The organism is Pseudoalteromonas agarivorans, from assembly GCF_024518735.1.
GTDB classification, from domain to species: Bacteria; Pseudomonadota; Gammaproteobacteria; order Enterobacterales; family Alteromonadaceae; genus Pseudoalteromonas; species Pseudoalteromonas atlantica.
Genome location: NZ_JANIGJ010000002.1, coordinates 394,718 through 411,392, shown reverse-complemented (window position 1 = coordinate 411,392; position 16,675 = coordinate 394,718). Strand labels below are relative to the sequence as shown.

Annotated in this window: 18 protein-coding genes; 9 read left to right on the top strand and 9 right to left on the bottom strand. The window is 40.8% G+C overall.

Annotated elements, in window-relative coordinates:
• Nucleotides 1-87: 87 nt before the first annotated feature.
• The 4 genes from hemL to NQT65_RS06230 form a co-directional block, all read right to left on the bottom strand.
• Nucleotides 88-1,368 (bottom strand): glutamate-1-semialdehyde 2,1-aminomutase, encoded by a 1,281-nt coding sequence (gene hemL, locus NQT65_RS06245; protein ID WP_256850727.1) that lies wholly within the window; start codon nucleotides 1,366-1,368, stop codon nucleotides 88-90.
• Between the two features lie 35 nt (nucleotides 1,369-1,403).
• Nucleotides 1,404-2,420, bottom strand: coding sequence for an aspartate carbamoyltransferase (locus NQT65_RS06240; protein ID WP_004587156.1), 1,017 nt, complete (start codon nucleotides 2,418-2,420; stop codon nucleotides 1,404-1,406).
• A gap of 116 nt (nucleotides 2,421-2,536) precedes the next feature.
• Entirely contained in the window at nucleotides 2,537-2,971 is a 435-nt protein-coding gene (locus NQT65_RS06235) for a CopD family protein (protein WP_024034304.1), read from the bottom strand.
• 7 nt (nucleotides 2,972-2,978) lie between these two features.
• On the bottom strand, nucleotides 2,979-4,661 hold the full coding sequence (locus tag NQT65_RS06230; RefSeq protein ID WP_055252948.1) for a chloride channel protein: 1,683 nt from the start codon (nucleotides 4,659-4,661) through the stop codon (nucleotides 2,979-2,981).
• 248 nt (nucleotides 4,662-4,909) lie between these two features.
• On the opposite strand from NQT65_RS06230, the gene erpA reads away from it, so the two are divergent.
• Nucleotides 4,910-5,248, top strand: coding sequence for an iron-sulfur cluster insertion protein ErpA (gene erpA / locus NQT65_RS06225; protein WP_002958911.1), 339 nt, complete (start codon nucleotides 4,910-4,912; stop codon nucleotides 5,246-5,248).
• Nucleotides 5,249-5,296: 48 nt separating this feature from the next.
• Here the strand turns inward: erpA and NQT65_RS06220 are convergent, their stop codons facing one another.
• Nucleotides 5,297-5,485 carry a hypothetical protein gene (locus tag NQT65_RS06220; protein ID WP_004587152.1) on the bottom strand — a complete coding sequence of 63 codons (189 nt, stop codon included), beginning with the start codon at nucleotides 5,483-5,485 and terminating at the stop codon, nucleotides 5,297-5,299.
• A gap of 499 nt (nucleotides 5,486-5,984) precedes the next feature.
• On the opposite strand from NQT65_RS06220, the gene NQT65_RS06215 reads away from it, so the two are divergent.
• Entirely contained in the window at nucleotides 5,985-6,224 is a 240-nt protein-coding gene (locus NQT65_RS06215) for a helix-turn-helix domain-containing protein (protein ID WP_004587151.1), read from the top strand.
• Nucleotides 6,225-6,295: 71 nt separating this feature from the next.
• On the opposite strand, the gene NQT65_RS06210 is transcribed toward NQT65_RS06215, so the two are convergent.
• From NQT65_RS06210 to NQT65_RS06195, 4 genes are read right to left on the bottom strand one after another with little or no spacing between them, the layout of a single operon-like run.
• The gene (locus NQT65_RS06210) at nucleotides 6,296-7,675 is read right to left on the bottom strand and encodes an AmpG family muropeptide MFS transporter (protein ID WP_004587150.1); all 1,380 of its coding nucleotides are present in this window, start codon (nucleotides 7,673-7,675) and stop codon (nucleotides 6,296-6,298) included.
• A 46-nt stretch (nucleotides 7,676-7,721) separates the two neighbouring features.
• Nucleotides 7,722-8,339 (bottom strand): peptidylprolyl isomerase, encoded by a 618-nt coding sequence (locus NQT65_RS06205; protein ID WP_004587149.1) that lies wholly within the window; start codon nucleotides 8,337-8,339, stop codon nucleotides 7,722-7,724.
• Nucleotides 8,340-8,341: 2 nt separating this feature from the next.
• A complete protein-coding gene (locus NQT65_RS06200; protein ID WP_256850726.1) occupies nucleotides 8,342-8,902 on the bottom strand; it encodes a YajG family lipoprotein in 561 nt (186 codons plus the stop codon).
• 1 nt (nucleotide 8,903) lies between these two features.
• Entirely contained in the window at nucleotides 8,904-10,046 is a 1,143-nt protein-coding gene (locus NQT65_RS06195) for a methyltransferase (RefSeq protein ID WP_256850725.1), read from the bottom strand.
• A 42-nt stretch (nucleotides 10,047-10,088) separates the two neighbouring features.
• Between NQT65_RS06195 and NQT65_RS06190 the strand changes: the two genes are divergently transcribed.
• The 7 genes from NQT65_RS06190 to NQT65_RS06160 all read left to right on the top strand — a co-directional run bounded on the left by NQT65_RS06190 (nucleotide 10,089) and on the right by NQT65_RS06160 (nucleotide 16,665).
• Nucleotides 10,089-10,700 carry an alpha-ketoglutarate-dependent dioxygenase AlkB family protein gene (locus NQT65_RS06190; protein WP_256845623.1) on the top strand — a complete coding sequence of 204 codons (612 nt, stop codon included), beginning with the start codon at nucleotides 10,089-10,091 and terminating at the stop codon, nucleotides 10,698-10,700.
• A gap of 55 nt (nucleotides 10,701-10,755) precedes the next feature.
• Entirely contained in the window at nucleotides 10,756-11,067 is a 312-nt protein-coding gene (locus NQT65_RS06185; protein WP_004587145.1) for a BolA family protein, read from the top strand.
• 124 nt (nucleotides 11,068-11,191) lie between these two features.
• The gene (gene fabV, locus NQT65_RS06180; RefSeq protein WP_256850724.1) at nucleotides 11,192-12,385 is read left to right on the top strand and encodes an enoyl-ACP reductase FabV; all 1,194 of its coding nucleotides are present in this window, start codon (nucleotides 11,192-11,194) and stop codon (nucleotides 12,383-12,385) included.
• Between the two features lie 353 nt (nucleotides 12,386-12,738).
• Nucleotides 12,739-14,082, top strand: coding sequence for a Na(+)-translocating NADH-quinone reductase subunit A (locus NQT65_RS06175; protein ID WP_256850723.1), 1,344 nt, complete (start codon nucleotides 12,739-12,741; stop codon nucleotides 14,080-14,082).
• A 3-nt stretch (nucleotides 14,083-14,085) separates the two neighbouring features.
• Nucleotides 14,086-15,288: an NADH:ubiquinone reductase (Na(+)-transporting) subunit B gene (locus tag NQT65_RS06170; RefSeq protein ID WP_004587142.1), complete on the top strand. Its 1,203-nt coding sequence runs from the start codon at nucleotides 14,086-14,088 to the stop codon at nucleotides 15,286-15,288.
• Nucleotides 15,281-16,033: a Na(+)-translocating NADH-quinone reductase subunit C gene (locus tag NQT65_RS06165; RefSeq protein ID WP_004587141.1), complete on the top strand. Its 753-nt coding sequence runs from the start codon at nucleotides 15,281-15,283 to the stop codon at nucleotides 16,031-16,033. Before NQT65_RS06170 ends, NQT65_RS06165 begins: the two co-directional genes overlap by 8 nt.
• Nucleotides 16,033-16,665: an NADH:ubiquinone reductase (Na(+)-transporting) subunit D gene (locus NQT65_RS06160; RefSeq protein ID WP_004587140.1), complete on the top strand. Its 633-nt coding sequence runs from the start codon at nucleotides 16,033-16,035 to the stop codon at nucleotides 16,663-16,665. The genes NQT65_RS06165 and NQT65_RS06160 overlap by 1 nt, the downstream gene beginning before the upstream one ends.
• Nucleotides 16,666-16,675 lie beyond the last annotated feature (10 nt).

The window sequence follows — 16,675 nt, the reverse complement described above, 5'->3', positions numbered from 1 at the left end:
TCAATACGCACAAATAAAAAAAGCCCGTAAGGGCTTTTTTTAACTTTAGAGTTAATAACGCACATTATTAACACATGTATTGGATGCTTATAGCTTAGCGAAGGCGCGCTCTGCAGCTTCAATAGTCGCTTGTACTTCTTGCTCTGTGTGCGCAGCACACACAAACCCTGCTTCAAATGCAGAAGGTGCTAGGTATACGCCTTCTTCCAGCATTAAGTGGAAAAAGCGTTTAAAGCGTTCTAAATCACATTCTGTAGCTTGTTTATAAGTGGTTACTTTTTCAGCATCAGTGAAGAAAAAGCCATACATACCGCCTGCGTAGTTAGTGGTTAAAGGAATTCCAGCTTTTTGAGCGCATGCTTCAAAGCCTTCACAAATAGCTTTAGAAATAGCTTCTAACTTTTCGTGCAAACCTGGCTCACTTAATAGCTCCAGCGATTTTAAACCCGCAGCCATTGCAATAGGGTTACCAGAAAGAGTACCGGCTTGGTAAACCGGACCTACTGGCGCAATGTAGTCCATAATTTCGGTTTTGCCGCCAAAGGCACCAACAGGCATGCCGCCGCCAATGACTTTACCTAAACATGTTAAGTCAGGTTTTATGTTGTAATACGCCTGAGCGCCACCTAATGCAACACGAAATCCGGTCATTACTTCGTCAAAAATAAGCACTGATTTGTACTCATCACATACTGCACGCAAGCCTTCTAAAAAGCCTTCTACAGGAGGAATACAGTTCATGTTACCCGCTACTGGCTCAACGATGATACAGGCAATATCGTCAGCGTATTTTTCAAATACAGCTTTTACTTCATCAAGGTTATTAAACGATACGGTAAGCGTGTGTTTTGCAAAATCCTCAGGGATACCGGGTGAATTTGGCACACCCATGGTTAATGCGCCAGAGCCTGCTTTTACTAATAATGAGTCGGCATGGCCGTGGTAACAACCTTCAAACTTAAGGATTTTATCACGCCCTGTATAGCCACGTGCTAAGCGAATGGCGCTCATTGTTGCTTCGGTACCAGAGCTTACCATACGTACTTTTTCGATTGAGGGAACAAGCGCTTTTACTTTTTCGGCCATTAAAATTTCAGCTTCAGTGGGCGCCCCATAACTTAAACCGTTTTCTACCGCTTCGTGAACAGCTTGCTTTATAGCTGGGTGGTTATGGCCCATGATCATCGGGCCCCACGAACCTACATAATCGATATAACGGTTACCATCTGCATCAAAGGTAAAGGCACCCTCGGCTTTGGTAATAAATAGTGGCGTGCCACCAACACCGTTAAATGCACGTACAGGTGAATTTACGCCACCAGGAATTGAAGTTTGTGCACGATTAAATAAATCTTGGCTTATTGTCATGAAAAATCCTATTAGTTGTCGCTTGGTAAAAGTGTTTAGCTGTCGCGTTTGCGGCTAAACCAAGGTACGTCTACTTCATATTGCTCGACTTTGTTTTCTACGCCGAGTGTTAAAGCAAACAGTGCCATACGAATTAACACGCCATTTTGTACTTGGCGGAATATAGCTAAATTGTCGTTACTGTTTAAGTCGTTATCAAGCTCATTAGCTTCTAAACGGCTATCGCGTGGGAGCGGGTGCATAAGCACAGAATTTGGCTTACAGTGCGCGTTATAAATTGATTGGCTAATTCTAAAGCCGCCACGGTATTTATTGGCTTCCTCTTGTGAAGGGAAGCGCTCTTCTTGAATACGTGTTTGGTACACAATATCGGCTGCTAAGTTCCCTTCCATTTTGTTGACTAATTGTATTTTATGGCCTGCATTTTCTACCGCATCTAAAATACTCGTTGGCATTTGCAGGCCATCGGGCGCCACCATCGAAAATTTTACGTTTTTGTAATGGCACAATAATTTAGATAATGAATGTACTGTGCGGCCATATTTTAAATCGCCAACTAAGGCGATATGCATGCCATCAATGTTTTGATCAAATCGGTTTAGTTCGCGTTCAATAGTAAGCAAGTCGAGTAGAGCTTGAGTAGGGTGCTCGTTTGGGCCATCACCACCGTTAATTACCGGTACGGTACAACCGTCTGCAAATTCGCTTACCGAGCCTGCATCAGGGTGGCGCATTGCGACGGCATCAGCGTACGCTGAAATAACGCGCGCAGTGTCGTAAAGCGATTCGCCTTTAGCAAGGGCAGAGCTTTGCATGCCGGTTGTTTCGCGCACGCCACCGCCTAGTAAATTAAAGGCAGTACCAAAGCTTACACGCGTACGCGTGCTTGGTTCAAAAAACAAATTAGCTAAAATAGCGCCTTCTAGCACTGTTGTTTGCTTTTGTTTTTTAGCATAAGGCTCCATTTTTTTCGCTACTGCAAAAATACGCTCAATGCAGTCTCTGTCGAGTTGATTTACCGACAGTATATGTTCACCTTGGAAACTTAACATGGGGTTATTCCTAATCAATCAAAGGGGCGCGATAATCCATTAAAATGGGGCACGCAATCGCGCGTGTTATAGCAAGTATTGTAAATTGCAGCGCAGTTTAACATGCGCTACACAGCTTATAAATTAGGTTTTATTACCGCAAGCGCAACAATAATTAGCAGTGCAATAACTGGGAGCTCATTAAAAATACGATAAAAACGGTCCGTTTTGGTATTTCTGTCGTGTTTAAAGTCGCTCAGTAATTTAAAGCAGTAGCCGTGGTATAGATATAAAATAATGACCAGAACCAGTTTGTAGTGTAGCCACATGCTGTATCTAAACCACTCACGGCCATACTCTACAATAGTCAATACACCAAAAACGGCCGTTAAAATAGCAAACGGGGTAACAAAAAAGAGTAGCCGACGCTCCATTACTTTAAGCATTGAGTTACAGGCTTTTTCTTCGCTCATTGCGTGGTATACAAATAACCGAGGTAAATAAAAAATACCGGCAAACCAAGCAATCATAAAAAAAATGTGCAGTGTTTTATAAATTAGTAAAGCGCTCATAAGAATCCTAAAGTAGGCTGTTACGAATAGTTAAAATATTATTTATTTGATCCCAGCGTAATAGCCCCATTATTTGCTGATCATCTAGCAAGTTGTATACATACAGGGCGCCGCTGCGTTTATCTTTTAAAATATCAAAGGCATCAGCTAAGGTCGACTGGCTGCTAATGCCTTGTAAGCTAATGTAGTTTATATTTATGTTTTCGCCCGACATCAGGGTAAGGTCATACTCTGCTAGGCGATAGCCGTTTTCTTCATCGTAAACTATTAAAGGGGTTTGGCTGTCCATGGCGTCTAAGGTGTTTTTAATTTGCTCTTTATCGTCTGAATAAAGCAGTTTAAAGTCCTCATCCATATCATCCATTATACCCACTTTTTGTAGCGCCTCCGTTGCGGGCGATACATGATAGGGTAGCCCCTGAAAATCAAGCTGTTGCAAAAATATAGACCGATTGCCAAATACTTGCAGCGCCGTTACATAGGCGGTCGTTATCACTAACATGGCCGGTACAATAATCTCTGGCGAGGACGTAAGCTCCATCACAGTTGTTAATGCTGCTAACGGCGCATGTAATGTAGCTGCGAGTAATCCTGCCATTCCTAATACGCCGTATGTGCCTGCAATGTCAGCACCTGGGCTTATAAATTGGGCAAAAAAGGCCATTAAAGTACCTGTTAATACACCTAGCCCAATAACGGGACCTATTAAGCCGCCCGGTATTCCTAGGCCAATGGCAAACAGGGTCGCCAGTAGTTTAGCTATTAAAATAGTGGTAAGTAGCTGCGCGTTTTCAGGCGATTCAACCGCAATAGTAATCGCACTCATACCCGAACCCATTGCTTGGGGCACTGCATAGGCAATAATACTCGCAATACAACCTGCAATGAGTAAACGAGGAAACATGCTTAAAGGTTTAAATGTTTTTATGATCAGCATTAAATTTTGATTAAAGCTATAGGCAATTGCCCCTAAGGCCATGCCACATAAAATTAAATATGGGTAATGCCAACCACTCAATGGCGTAATGCTAATAAGTGCAAGCTCTGAGCCTTCACCAAACACAAATTGGGTTGCTAATGCACCAGTTAGTGCGGCAAGCATAATTGGTACAAAAATATGCACTTTGTACTCACGTAGCACCACTTCCATTACAAAAATAACCGCAGCCAGTGGGGTATTAAACGAGGCCGCAATACCAGCGGCGACACCACAGCCACTTAATGTACGCATGGCGTTATGCGGTAAATGAAGTTTATCGGCTAATATACTTGCGCCAGTGGCGCCCATATGAACAGATGGCCCTTCGCGGCCAACCGAAAAACCACTAATAAGTGCCAGTGCACCACCAACAAATTGGTTTACGGTGTTGTAAAGCGGCATTTGCCCGTAGTGGCGTTTAATGCGATGAATAACAAAAGGAATGCCTAATCGGTAGTGTTTAAAGCCAGTAAATGCAGCAAATGTAGCAATCAGTAGCGCAGCAATTAACGGCATTAAAACCCGTTCAAGAGTGGGGATAGTAGTAAAATTATCGGGAGTGTCTAAAAATAAGCTTTGAAAAAACAGAATCGTTAAGCGAAATAAAATAATAAAAAATGCAGCAATTAAACCAGCACTTACGCCTAATAAGCATAATTGCACAGAGGTTTTTGGTTTTGCTAATCGACGCCTGAGTTGCTCAAGCCACATGCTGTATTCTCCGCCACATTTTTTCAGCGAGCAGTTTAACAAAAGTGTGCAGGTAAGTCCTTGTGATTTTGCAATTTTAAACACTTATATTAACAAATATTACAGCAATCACTGAAAACACATTTTGCTATCGTATCGGTTAAAGCAATAGTTAAAAGCCTAAGATAGCACAAGAGATGTTTGACTATACTTGATTAAAACACTCGGGTATTAGATAATCACGCCATTGCGATATTGAGGGTTTTAAAATGTCTGAAGAATTACCAATAAAGTTCAGCGATGCAGCTGCTGTTCGTGTTAAACAGTTAATCGACGAAGAAGAAAATCCAGATTTAAAACTGCGTGTTTACGTAACAGGTGGTGGTTGTTCTGGTTTTCAATATGGTTTTACTTTTGATGAAAAAGCAAATCCTGGCGATTTAGAAATAGTTAAAAATGGTGTAACCCTGGTTATTGACCCAATGAGTATTCAGTACTTAGTTGATGGCGAAGTGGATTACACCGAAGGGTTAGAAGGCGCACGCTTTTTTGTATCTAATCCTAATGCAACGACTACCTGTGGGTGTGGTGCAAGTTTTAGCGTTTAAGCAATTTACGCTTAGCTATTAAAGCCGCGTTAGCGGCTTTTTTAATGCCTAAAATTCAATTGGGCTGTAATGGGTAAACTGCATTATTAATACAAAAAAGCCTAATACAAAAGCAGAAAAGGCAAGTATGTATAAAAAGCCTTTTTTACCTTGTTTAATGGGTACTCCGTAGTGACGTAAAAACAAAAACCATAAAAAGCATAGTAAAATAGGCAACAAAAATAAGACTCTAAACATACTTCCTCTTTAGTCCCTCAGTTAGGGAAAAACGTTATTTATGGGAACTTTTTTACCCTTACTGTTGTTTAAACATCAATACAGCAAGGTTATTTGCACGTTAATTTGTAACAAAGTGCTTTTATCTTACAATTAATTTTTTAGGAAAAAACCTAATATTTTTGGTACGTTAACTTAAATATTCAGCATAAGTAAAGGTTAGTGGTTGGGTGAATTTATGCAAACTATGTAATTAATTATTTAACCGAACTGTTAATAGTATATAATGTATCCAAGAGTGAGACGGGCAAAATTTCACTCTTAATAAAAATAAACCTATATCCTATTTTTGCGGGTTAGCACTGAATAGATTGGTAGGTTGAATAAGTAGCAATACCTTTGCTTATTTAAGCAATAGCTTGCTATTGAATAATGTAGTGGGTATCTGCTTATATGCCTCCAATCATTGTGTGACTACTGCTTTGACGGGTATGTCATATCATCTAGTAGGAGATGTAAAATGATGGGCAAGACTGTTTCTTCTGAAGAAAACGAAAAGCTAACTAAATGGCTTAAAACAAAACGCCATGAAAAGGGTCATACAATGCGTAGCCTGGCACAAGTGCTAGGAACACCTCACTCATTTATCGGTAAGATTGAAAATCAAGAACGCCGCTTAGATGTTATTGAGTTTGTACGTTACTGTAATGCACTTGAAGTTGATCCGCATGAAGCGCTAGGCTTAATTAAAGCGGATTAATATTGTTTTGCTTAGGGTGTTATAAGGGGCACTTGAACGGCCTAAGCAAATCACGTTAATGCAGGGATGCATTACATATTTTTATGGTAATTTTGCTCTAACTGATAGAGCTTATGCCTAATCAAATATAAAAACACCAGCGAAGGTATTACCATTAATGCCGTTAACACAAAAAATAATGCCCAATTTCCCATTAGCCAATCATCAATAACCACACCACTGTAACTTGAAAGCAATGTACGCCCTAAATTACCAAGCGAAGCCAGTAATGCATAATGTGTTGCACTAAATGCCCGGTCACATAACATCGATATAAATGCCACCATAGCCACTAACGACCAAGCCTGAGTAAAGCCGTCAATTACAATAGCAAAAGCGTATAAGCCCAAATTAGGGCCAACCAGCGCAATAGCCGAAAATGCTAAATTAGACCCCGCCATAGCAACACCACTTATAAATAGCCCTTTTACAATGCCGTACTTTTGATTGAACAAGCTGCCCACAAAGGTAAAAGCAATGGTGAGTACTGCAGTGCCTACTTTTGAAAAAGTGGCTATATCGCTGTTGCTAAAGCCTATTTCTTTATAAAAAACAATCGACATACGCCCTAAAAAAGCTTCGCCTATTTTAAATAAGAAAATAAATGCTAATAAGGCAAGGGCTGTTTTAACCCCATTTTTAGCAAAAAAGGTTTTAAAGGGATCAACCACTGTAACGCCAAGCCAAGCAATCACTTTAGTAAAGGGCGTTTGCTTAATGCTGGCTAGTTTTTCAAGGTATACGCGCTCAAGCTCTGCGTGAACAGCTTCTCGGTTTGATTTAGGCTCTTTGGCAAACAACACGCCGCTCATTAGTATCAACATAACAGCGGCTAAAAAGTAATACACTTGTGGCCAATCTAAAGAGGGGATATCGGCCATGTAAAAAGGAATAGCCCCCAGTAATGCGTAACCTGTCCACCAACCCGATGTGGCCATAGCAGCAGCTGCAGTGGCTTTATGAGATTCGTTTTCGCTTAACGTGTCTATTCTAAAAGCATCAATTGCTATGTCTTGTGTGGCAGAGGCGACTGCGATGAGTAAACACAAGCCGGCGGCAATCGCTAAGTTTGCTTTTAAATCAAGCCCCGCTAAAAGCAGGGTGCCAATAAACATAAAGCTTTGGCAAAATAAAATCCAGCTGCGACGTTGCCCAAACCATTTGTACAATAACGGCAGTTTGGTTCTATCAATAAGCGGCGACCACATAAAGTTAATGCTGTATGCGCCAAATACAATACCAAATAAGCCAATCATACTGCGGCTTAGGCCTTCATCTTTTAGCCAAGCCGACATCACAGAGCCAATCAGTACCCATGGAAAACCACTGCTCATACCAAATATAAAAATATTGATTAAACGTTTATCTTTAAAATACGAGAAATATTCGCTTACTGAGAGGGTTTTGCTCATAGGGCCTTCATTGGCGTTGGGTGCAACTTAGTTGCACCTCAGTGATTTATAATGGGGTTTGCTCAAGTACTTTAATATTTAAAATAACAACGGGCGTTTTTGGTACAAAGTCGTAGCCAATTTTTTCATTAAAGCCGGTTTCTACAGCCATAATTTTATCTAGCGTGTCGTAACCATCCATTACATTGCCAAACACGGCAAAGCCCCAATCTCTACCTGGGTTTAAATGATCGTTATCATCCATATTAAAAAAGAACTGGCGAGTTCCCGAATGCGGTTCACGGTCTTGATATGCCATAGCGATGCTGTACATATCATTTTTTAAACCGTTGCCACTTTCGTTAAATATAGGGTCGTTTTCGTGTAAGCCATCAAGGTCTTTATCGTAGCCACCACCTTGTATTACAAAGTCACGGTCGTTTTCAACATCACGTTCTACACGGTGGAATATACTGCCTTGGTAACTTTTATCCATTACGTAGGTTAAAAAGTTATTTACCGTAATAGGGGCTTTTGAGCGGTCTAGCTCAACCACAATGCTACCCAATGACGTGACTATTTCTACACGCGGGAAAATATTGTCTTTTTGAACAAAGCGGCCTTCTTGCGCGGCAAAGGTGCTTACACTAAATAGTAGGCTTAAGCAGATTAAAAATCGTTTCATTGTTAACCTTCTAAAAATTCAATTAATTCTGGGTCCGATACAATGCGGGTTATAATTTGTTCCGTCAACTTATTGAGTTGACCTTCAATTTTGGCGCGATCGTGGCTCAGCGGCCCTTCTAAATTAGCACTGCCACGATACACTTTACTAAAATTGCTAGTAGAGCGAATGACACGTACGCCTAGCTCAATGTGCGCTTCGCTGGTATGGCTCATGAGCTTTTCAGTCACCTTTGCTTGTAAGGCATGAATGTCTAGTTCAAAGCGGGTTGTTGCTAGGTTTGAAATACTTGCCCCGTTACGATTTAGCGCGCTATCTAATACGCTTTTAACAGAGGTTACAATACCTTGGCTGGCAAAGGTTTTGGTTTTGTCCGACTCAACAAGCTTAAGGGTTGCGCTATCACCACGTAAATCAATAACGCTGGTACTTAAACTGGCTGAAATAACGCTAATTTGGCCACTTTTATAAACCGGGTTTAGTATCACTTGGTTTGGCTGGTTACTGCATGCGCTAAACACCAGCATGGAGCAACAGGCTAAAATAAATTTAGTTAATTTCATTTTATAGCATCCCACTATTTTTAGTTGCGCTGAGCACTACAAACTTTTTGTTTGAACCTAATAGCTTACAGTTACCAAACATACGATTTAATTTATCGTGATAATCTAAATGACGATTCCCAATAATACGCAGCTCGCCACCTTCTTTTAATGTATCTTTTGCTTGTTTAAACATTTGCCACGCAATGTGGTCGGTAACGGCTTGGGCTTGGTGAAATGGAGGGTTACACAACACCATATCCACACTGTCTCTTGAAAAGCCTGTTAAACAATCATTTTCTATAAATTGGCAATCATCAAATTTATTTGCTTGGTTAAGTTCTACATTTAAACGTGCAGATTCGACCGCCATGTACGACTCATCAACAAAGGTTACCGACGCATTTGGACAGCGTGATAACGTCATTAAACCAACCACACCATTACCACAACCTAAGTCGATAATACTTTTTGCTTTTGAGGTTTGCGGCAAGTAATTAAAAAAGAACCGTGCACCTATATCTAACGAATCGCGCGAAAACACATTGGCATGGTTCGTTATATTAAAATCAGTGCCTTCAAGCTGCCAACTTACCGGGAAGTTAGCTTCTTTATAACCGCCTTTAGCTGTACTTAATATTAAACGCGACTTTTTAACGGCCAAGCTTGTTTTGGTCTCGCCAATAAATTGCTCAAACGCTTTTATAGTTGAGTTATGAATTTCCTTTGTTTTACCCGCGGCAATAACCGGTGTGCCAGGGGCAAGTACTTCACTCAACTCGCTTAATTGAAACTGTAAAAACCCGACGTTACGCGGTATTTTTATAAGTACTAAATCAACCTCTTCAGGCAGCGCAGATAAGCTATCTAACTGTGTAAATTGGGCTGTTGATAGTTTATTTTCTTTTAAATTATAGGCTGCAGCTTGGTGGCTAATATAAGAATCGTTAACTGAACAAACCGTTAATTCACTAAAATAACAGGCCAGGGCACCAAACGCGTCGTTTAAAATTAGTAATGAGCGACAATCAGGGTGATGTTCGTTAACATAATTGATAAGGTACTCGTCGGCCGAATCCCACGCTTGTAAACTGCGGTTTTTTTGATCCAAAGGGAAACGTTCAAGAGTAAATGTTTTATCGCCTAGCTGGGCTTGCGTCGTCATAATGGTTTGTTGATCAGTAATCTAATGTAGGTAAATTCTAACATGCAACGGCAAAACGCCAACCCCCAACAGTTACCAAACGGCTTTTCTTATCAAAGTAAGGCGCTTAGTGCGCAAAAAAGCCTCGATTTATTTTATTATTTACAAAAAAATCTTAATTGGCAGCAGCCTAATGTCACTGTGTATGGCAGAACAGGGCCCATACCACGTTTGCAATGTTTTATGAGCGACTTAAATATTGAATATGGTTACTCACACAGTAAACAAATAGTAGAGCCGTGGGATAAGGTGCTTTTAGCAATGCGAAAACGTTTAGAGCGACATTTAAATAAGCCGCTTAATTCGTTATTAGTCAATTATTACCGTGATGGTAACGACACCATGGGCTGGCACAGTGATGATGAAATAGAGCTAGGTCCTGAGCCTACCATTGTATGTATATCGCTTGGTGCTGAGCGCGTACTCAAATTAAAACAAAAAGCCACCAATAAAGTCACCGACTTAAAATTACAAAGCGGTAGTTGCTTAGTGATGAGTGGGCATAGTCAGCGCGACTACCAGCACGCAATCCCCAAACAAACAACGCTTGCTCACCCACGGATCAGCTTAACGTACCGCTTTATTGAGCACATTAAACAAAAGCAATTTAGTTAGTTAAATTAACTTGTTATAGTAGCTGCACAATTCAGTGACTAAATATGGTGTTTTAATGTCAATGCAACAACAAATTCAAGACAAGCTTAGTAGCGCGATTGCCTGTAAGCATTTAAACGTAATTAACGAAAGCCATATGCACAGCGCCGGTACTGAGTCGCATTTTAAAGTAATTGTGGTAAGCGAAGAATTTGCGGGTAAACGATTACTACAGCGCCACCGCCAAATTAACGAAGTACTAAAAGATGAGCTAGCAAATCATATTCATGCCTTAGCGATTCATACGTACACGCCAGATGAATTTTCAGAACAAGGTGGCGAAGCACCTGACTCTCCAAATTGTATGGGCGGCTCAAAGCTAAATTAACCACACTGTAGGTTAGCCAATATAAATAGGGGTATTTGATCAGGTTTAACTGATCAGATCAGTGTTTTTAGTATTAGCCTTTAAACTAGCGCTAATTTTTATTGTAAAAGATATAGGATGATCAATGGTCATTAAGCCTAAAATTCGTGGATTTATTTGTACTAACGCACACCCTGTAGGTTGTGCAGAGCATGTTCAAGAGCAAATTAACTATGTAAAACAACAAGGCGAATTAAAAGATGCGCCTAAAAATGTACTCGTAATCGGTGCATCTACTGGCTACGGCTTAGCGTCTCGTATTACGGCGGCATTTGGCGGTGGGGCTAAAACACTGGGTATTTTCTTTGAAAAAGAAGGTACAGAGCGTAAAACAGGTTCTGCTGGTTGGTACAATACAGCAGCATTTCAAGACGCTGCAAATGAAGCTGGGCTTTGGTCAAAAAATATTAATGGCGATGCGTTTTCTAACGAAATTAAGCAAAAAGCAATCGAGACAATCAAAGCAGATTTAGGCAAAGTAGACTGTATTATTTACAGCTTAGCATCGCCTCGTCGTACCGATCCAAATACAGGTGAGGTGTATTCATCTACACTTAAACCTATTGGCAGTGCTGTAACCACAAAAAATTTAAATACGTCAAAGCGCGAAATTGACGAAGTAACAGTAGAAGCCGCAAGCCAAGATGACATCGACAACACCATTAAAGTGATGGGCGGTGAAGATTGGGAAATGTGGATTGATGCATTAAAAGAAGCAGACGTACTAGCCGATAACTTTAAAACCACGGCTTATACTTATATAGGTAAAGAGTTAACGTGGCCAATCTACGGGCACGCAACAATAGGTAAAGCAAAAGAAGATTTAGACCGTGCAACTGCCGCAATTAAAGAATCGACAAAAGATTTAAATGGTCAAGCCTATGTGTCGTCTTTAAATGCTGTTGTTACTCAGGCAAGCTCTGCTATTCCTATTATGCCGCTATATATCTCTGCTTTATTTAAAGTAATGAAAGCCGATGGCACTTATGAAGGCACTATTGAGCAAATTCATGCTTTATTTAGCGAAAACCTATACGGTGAAAACCCACGCTTTGACGAGGGCGGCCACTTATTTCAAAACTACAAAGAGCTAGAAGACGATGTACAAGCACGTGTGCAAGCTGTTTGGGATAAAGTAGATACGAGCTCAATTGATGAGCTAACCGATTATGTAGGCTACCATAACGAATTTTTACGTTTATTTGGTTTTGGCATTGACGCTGTTGACTATGAGCAAGATGTAGATGCAGTGAAGCCAATTGCAAACATGATTGACTAATCATACTTTGTCATTATAAAAAGTCGCTTATTGCGGCTTTTTTGCTTTTAGTGTTTTAGATATTTTGTGGCAGTTAGGTGCTTAGGCTACCACTTTGGTCTACCTTGATTTTTATTTAAAACACTTAACAAAACTAAATAAGCGTTTCTGTCGTATAATTTTCATAAATACACTCGCATAGTCGTACATAATGATGTTAAAATCGAAGCAATATGTGAGGAGTTTTACTGCGTTGCTTGTTTGATATTCCTAGCAAGTTGTTCTTTTGTACCTTGATATATCTTGGATAACTCAAGTGGCGACGTGGTTGATACGATTTTTCAGTTTCTTTCCGTTAATTAATGCAAGTGCGTATGATCAACATAAAAAAAGGTCTGGATTTACCCATAGAGGGCGCGCCTCAGCAAGTTATTCATGATGGTTCTGCCATCAAACGTGTAGCTGTGCTAGGTGAAGAGTTTATCGGTATGCGTCCAACCATGCATGTTCGTGTGGATGACCAAGTCAAAAAAGGCCAGGTACTTTTTGAAGACAAAAAGAACCCAGGCGTCCTATTTACTGCAACAGCTTCTGGTACAGTAAAAGAAATTAATCGTGGTGCTAAACGTGTGCTGCAATCTGTTGTTATTGAAGTAAACGGCAGTGAGCAAATCACCTTTGACTCTTTCAATGCAGATGAGCTTGCAAGCTTATCGCGTGAAAAAGCCAAAGAAGTACTTGTTCAGTCAGGTCAATGGACAGCACTTCGTGCTCGCCCATTTAGCAAAATAGCTGCGTTGGATGCAAATCCTAGCTCTATATTTGTAACCGCTATCGACACAAACCCTCTTGCTGCAGATCCTGCAGTAATTATTGCCGAAAATGCAGCTGCATTTGAAGCGGGTCTTGCTGTTGTTTCGCGTTTGACCGATGGCAAAGTATTTGTATGTAAGCAAGCTGGCAGTCAAGTTCCTAGCTCGTCTATCGCTCAAGTAGAAGTACATGAGTTTGGTGGCGTGCATCCAGCAGGCTTAGTTGGTACTCATATTCATCACCTTGATGCAGTATCTGTTAATAAACAAGTTTGGCATATTGGTTACCAAGACGTTATCGCGTATGGTCACTTATTCCTTACTGGTGAAATCAACACAGACCGTGTTATTTCGCTTGCAGGTCCTCGCGTTAAAAACCCTCGTTTAGTGAAAACACAACTAGGTGCTTCATTAGATGATTTAGTGGCAGGCGAATTAGAAGACGGTGATAACCGTGTTATTTCTGGTTCTGTTTTATCTGGCGCTATTTCTTCAGGTCCTCATGCATTCTTAGGTCGCTACCACGTTCAAGTATCTGTTTTACTTGAAGGTCGCGAAAAAGAGCTGTTTGGTTGGATTGCACCAGGTAGTGATAAATTCTCTGTAACGCGTACATTCCTTTCTCACCTTGCACCGAGTCGTTTATTTAAAATGACAACGTCTACAGGTGGTTCAAAACGTGCCATGGTACCAATTGGTAGCTACGAGCGCGTAATGCCGCTAGATATTTTGCCAACCTTATTATTACGTGACTTAATTTCACGTGACTTAGACAGTGCAATTTCATTAGGCGCGCTTGAACTTGATGAAGAAGATTTAGCGTTATGTACCTTCGTTTGTCCGGGCAAATACGAGTATGGTTCTATCCTACGCGATTGCTTAACAACGATCGAGAAGGAAGGCTAAGAGATGGGTTTAAAGAAATTTTTAGAAGACATTGAGCCGCATTTTGAACCAGGTGGTAAACACGAAAAATGGTACGCCCTGTATGAAGCAGCCGCGACTATTTTTTACACGCCAGGTTATGTAAATAAAGGCGCAACTCACGTTCGCGATAATATCGACCTAAAACGCATGATGATTTTAGTGTGGATGGCGACGTTCCCAGCTATGTTTTTTGGTATGTTCAACATCGGTCATCAGGCCGCAGGTGCTTTAGCACAAGGTTTTGAACTAGCAAACTCTTGGCAGGTTGGCTTGTTCCAGTTATTTGGTGGTGAATTAACCGCTGAGTCGGGCTGGGGCGCTAAAATGTTCTACGGGGCATGTTTCTTCTTACCAATATACGCCGTTACTTTTGCAGTAGGTGGTTTTTGGGAAGTACTATTTGCTTCTGTGCGTAAGCATGAAGTTAACGAAGGTTTCTTCGTAACCTCTGTATTATTTGCACTTATTTTGCCTGCGACTATTCCTTTATGGCAAGTGGCGCTAGGTATTACGTTTGGTGTTGTTATTGCTAAAGAAATCTTTGGTGGTACAGGCCGTAACTTCTTAAACCCTGCATTAGCGGGCCGTGCGTTTTTATTCTTCGCATACCCTGCACAAATTTCAGGTGACACAGTATGGACTGCAGTAGACTCGTTCTCTGGTGCAACTATGCTAGGTCAAGCGTTTGTAGGCACTCTTGATTACAGCAACATGGAGCTATGGTGGAATGCGTTTTACGGTTTCATTCAAGGTTCTGTAGGTGAGACATCTACTCTTGCTGTGCTTATTGGTGGCTTATTCTTAATTTACGTTCGCATCGCTTCTTGGCGCATTGTACTAGGTGTATTCCTAGGTATGGTGGCAACTGCATTCTTATTAAATGCGGTTGGCTCTGAGAGCAACCCTGTATTTGCAATGCCTTGGCATTGGCATTTAGTACTGGGTGGTTTTGCGTTTGGTATGTTCTTTATGGCTACTGACCCTGTATCAGCTGCATTTACCGATAAAGGTAAGTTCGCATACGGCGCGCTTATTGGCTTTATGGTAGTTATGATCCGTGTAGTAAACCCTGCTTTCCCAGAAGGCATGATGCTAGCAATCTTATTTGCTAACTTATTTGCTCCACTGTTCGATCACTTTGTAGTGCAAGCTAATATCAAGCGGAGGTTGGCACGTAATGTCTAGTAATAACGAATCAATCGGCAAAACGTTAACGGTTGTTGTGGCACTATGTTTAGTGTGTGCAATTATTGTATCGTTTGCTTCTGTACAGCTTCGTCCTTTACAGCAAGCTAATAAAACTCAAGATATTCAACGTAATATCTTAGCAGCAGCTGATATTGAAATCGCAAACTCTGTATCTGACACATTCGATGGCAAAATCGAAGCACGTGTTGTTGATATGGACACTGGCGAATTTGTTGAAGATGCTGATCCAAACTCATTTGATTTCGAAAAATCGAAATTCGACCAACAAAGAAGTTTTGCACTTAAAGCAGAAGGGATTAAGGACATCGCTGGTATTCAGCGTATGACTAAAAACTCACCTGTTTACATCTCTAAAAAAGAAGATGGTTCTACAGATGCAATCATTTTACCTATCCAAGGTTACGGCCTTTGGGGTGTAATGTATGGTTTCTTAGCGCTTGAAAGCGATGGCGAAACAGTTAAAAACATCAACTTTTACAAGCATAGCGAAACACCAGGCCTGGGTGGCGAAATTCAAAACCCACAATGGACAGCTAAATGGCAAGGTAAAGAGTTACCTATTAACATTATGAAAAGCGGTGCTAGCAACGAACATCAAATTGATGGTTTATCAGGTGCTACATTAACTTCTAATGGTGTTGATCACACAGTTGACTTTTGGACTGGTGAAAACGGCTTTGGTCCTTTCCTTGCGAAGGTACGTGAAGGAGCGTTGAAATAATGGCTGATACTAAAGAAATGAAGTCGGTCCTATTTGGTCCGGTTTTAGCTAACAACCCAATCGCATTACAAGTACTTGGTATTTGTTCTGCTCTGGCGGTAACGTCTAGCTTAAAAAATGCCTTAATCATGTCAATTGCTTTGACATTAGTAACGGCGTTTTCTAGCTTGTTCATTTCAAGCATTCGTAACCACATACCTTCATCAGTACGTATTATCGTACAGATGACGATCATTGCTTCACTAGTAATTGTTGTAGACCAAGTGTTACAAGCATTCTCTTACGCTACGGCGAAAGAGCTTTCTGTATTCGTTGGCCTAATCATTACTAACTGTATTGTAATGGGTCGTGCTGAAGCGTACGCAATGAAGTCGCCACCACTTATGTCATTTTTAGATGGTATCGGTAATGGCTTAGGCTACTCAGTGGTATTACTTACTGTTGGTTTCATTCGTGAGCTATTTGGTAAGGGAACACTATTCGGTGTTGATATTATCCCATTAGTACAAGATGGTGGTTGGTATCAACCTATGGGTCTATTGATTTTACCACCGAGTGCATTCTTCATCATTGGTTTATTCATATGGGTACTTCGTACTTATAAGAAAGACCAAGTAGAAGCTAAAGCGTAAGGGGCAAGCA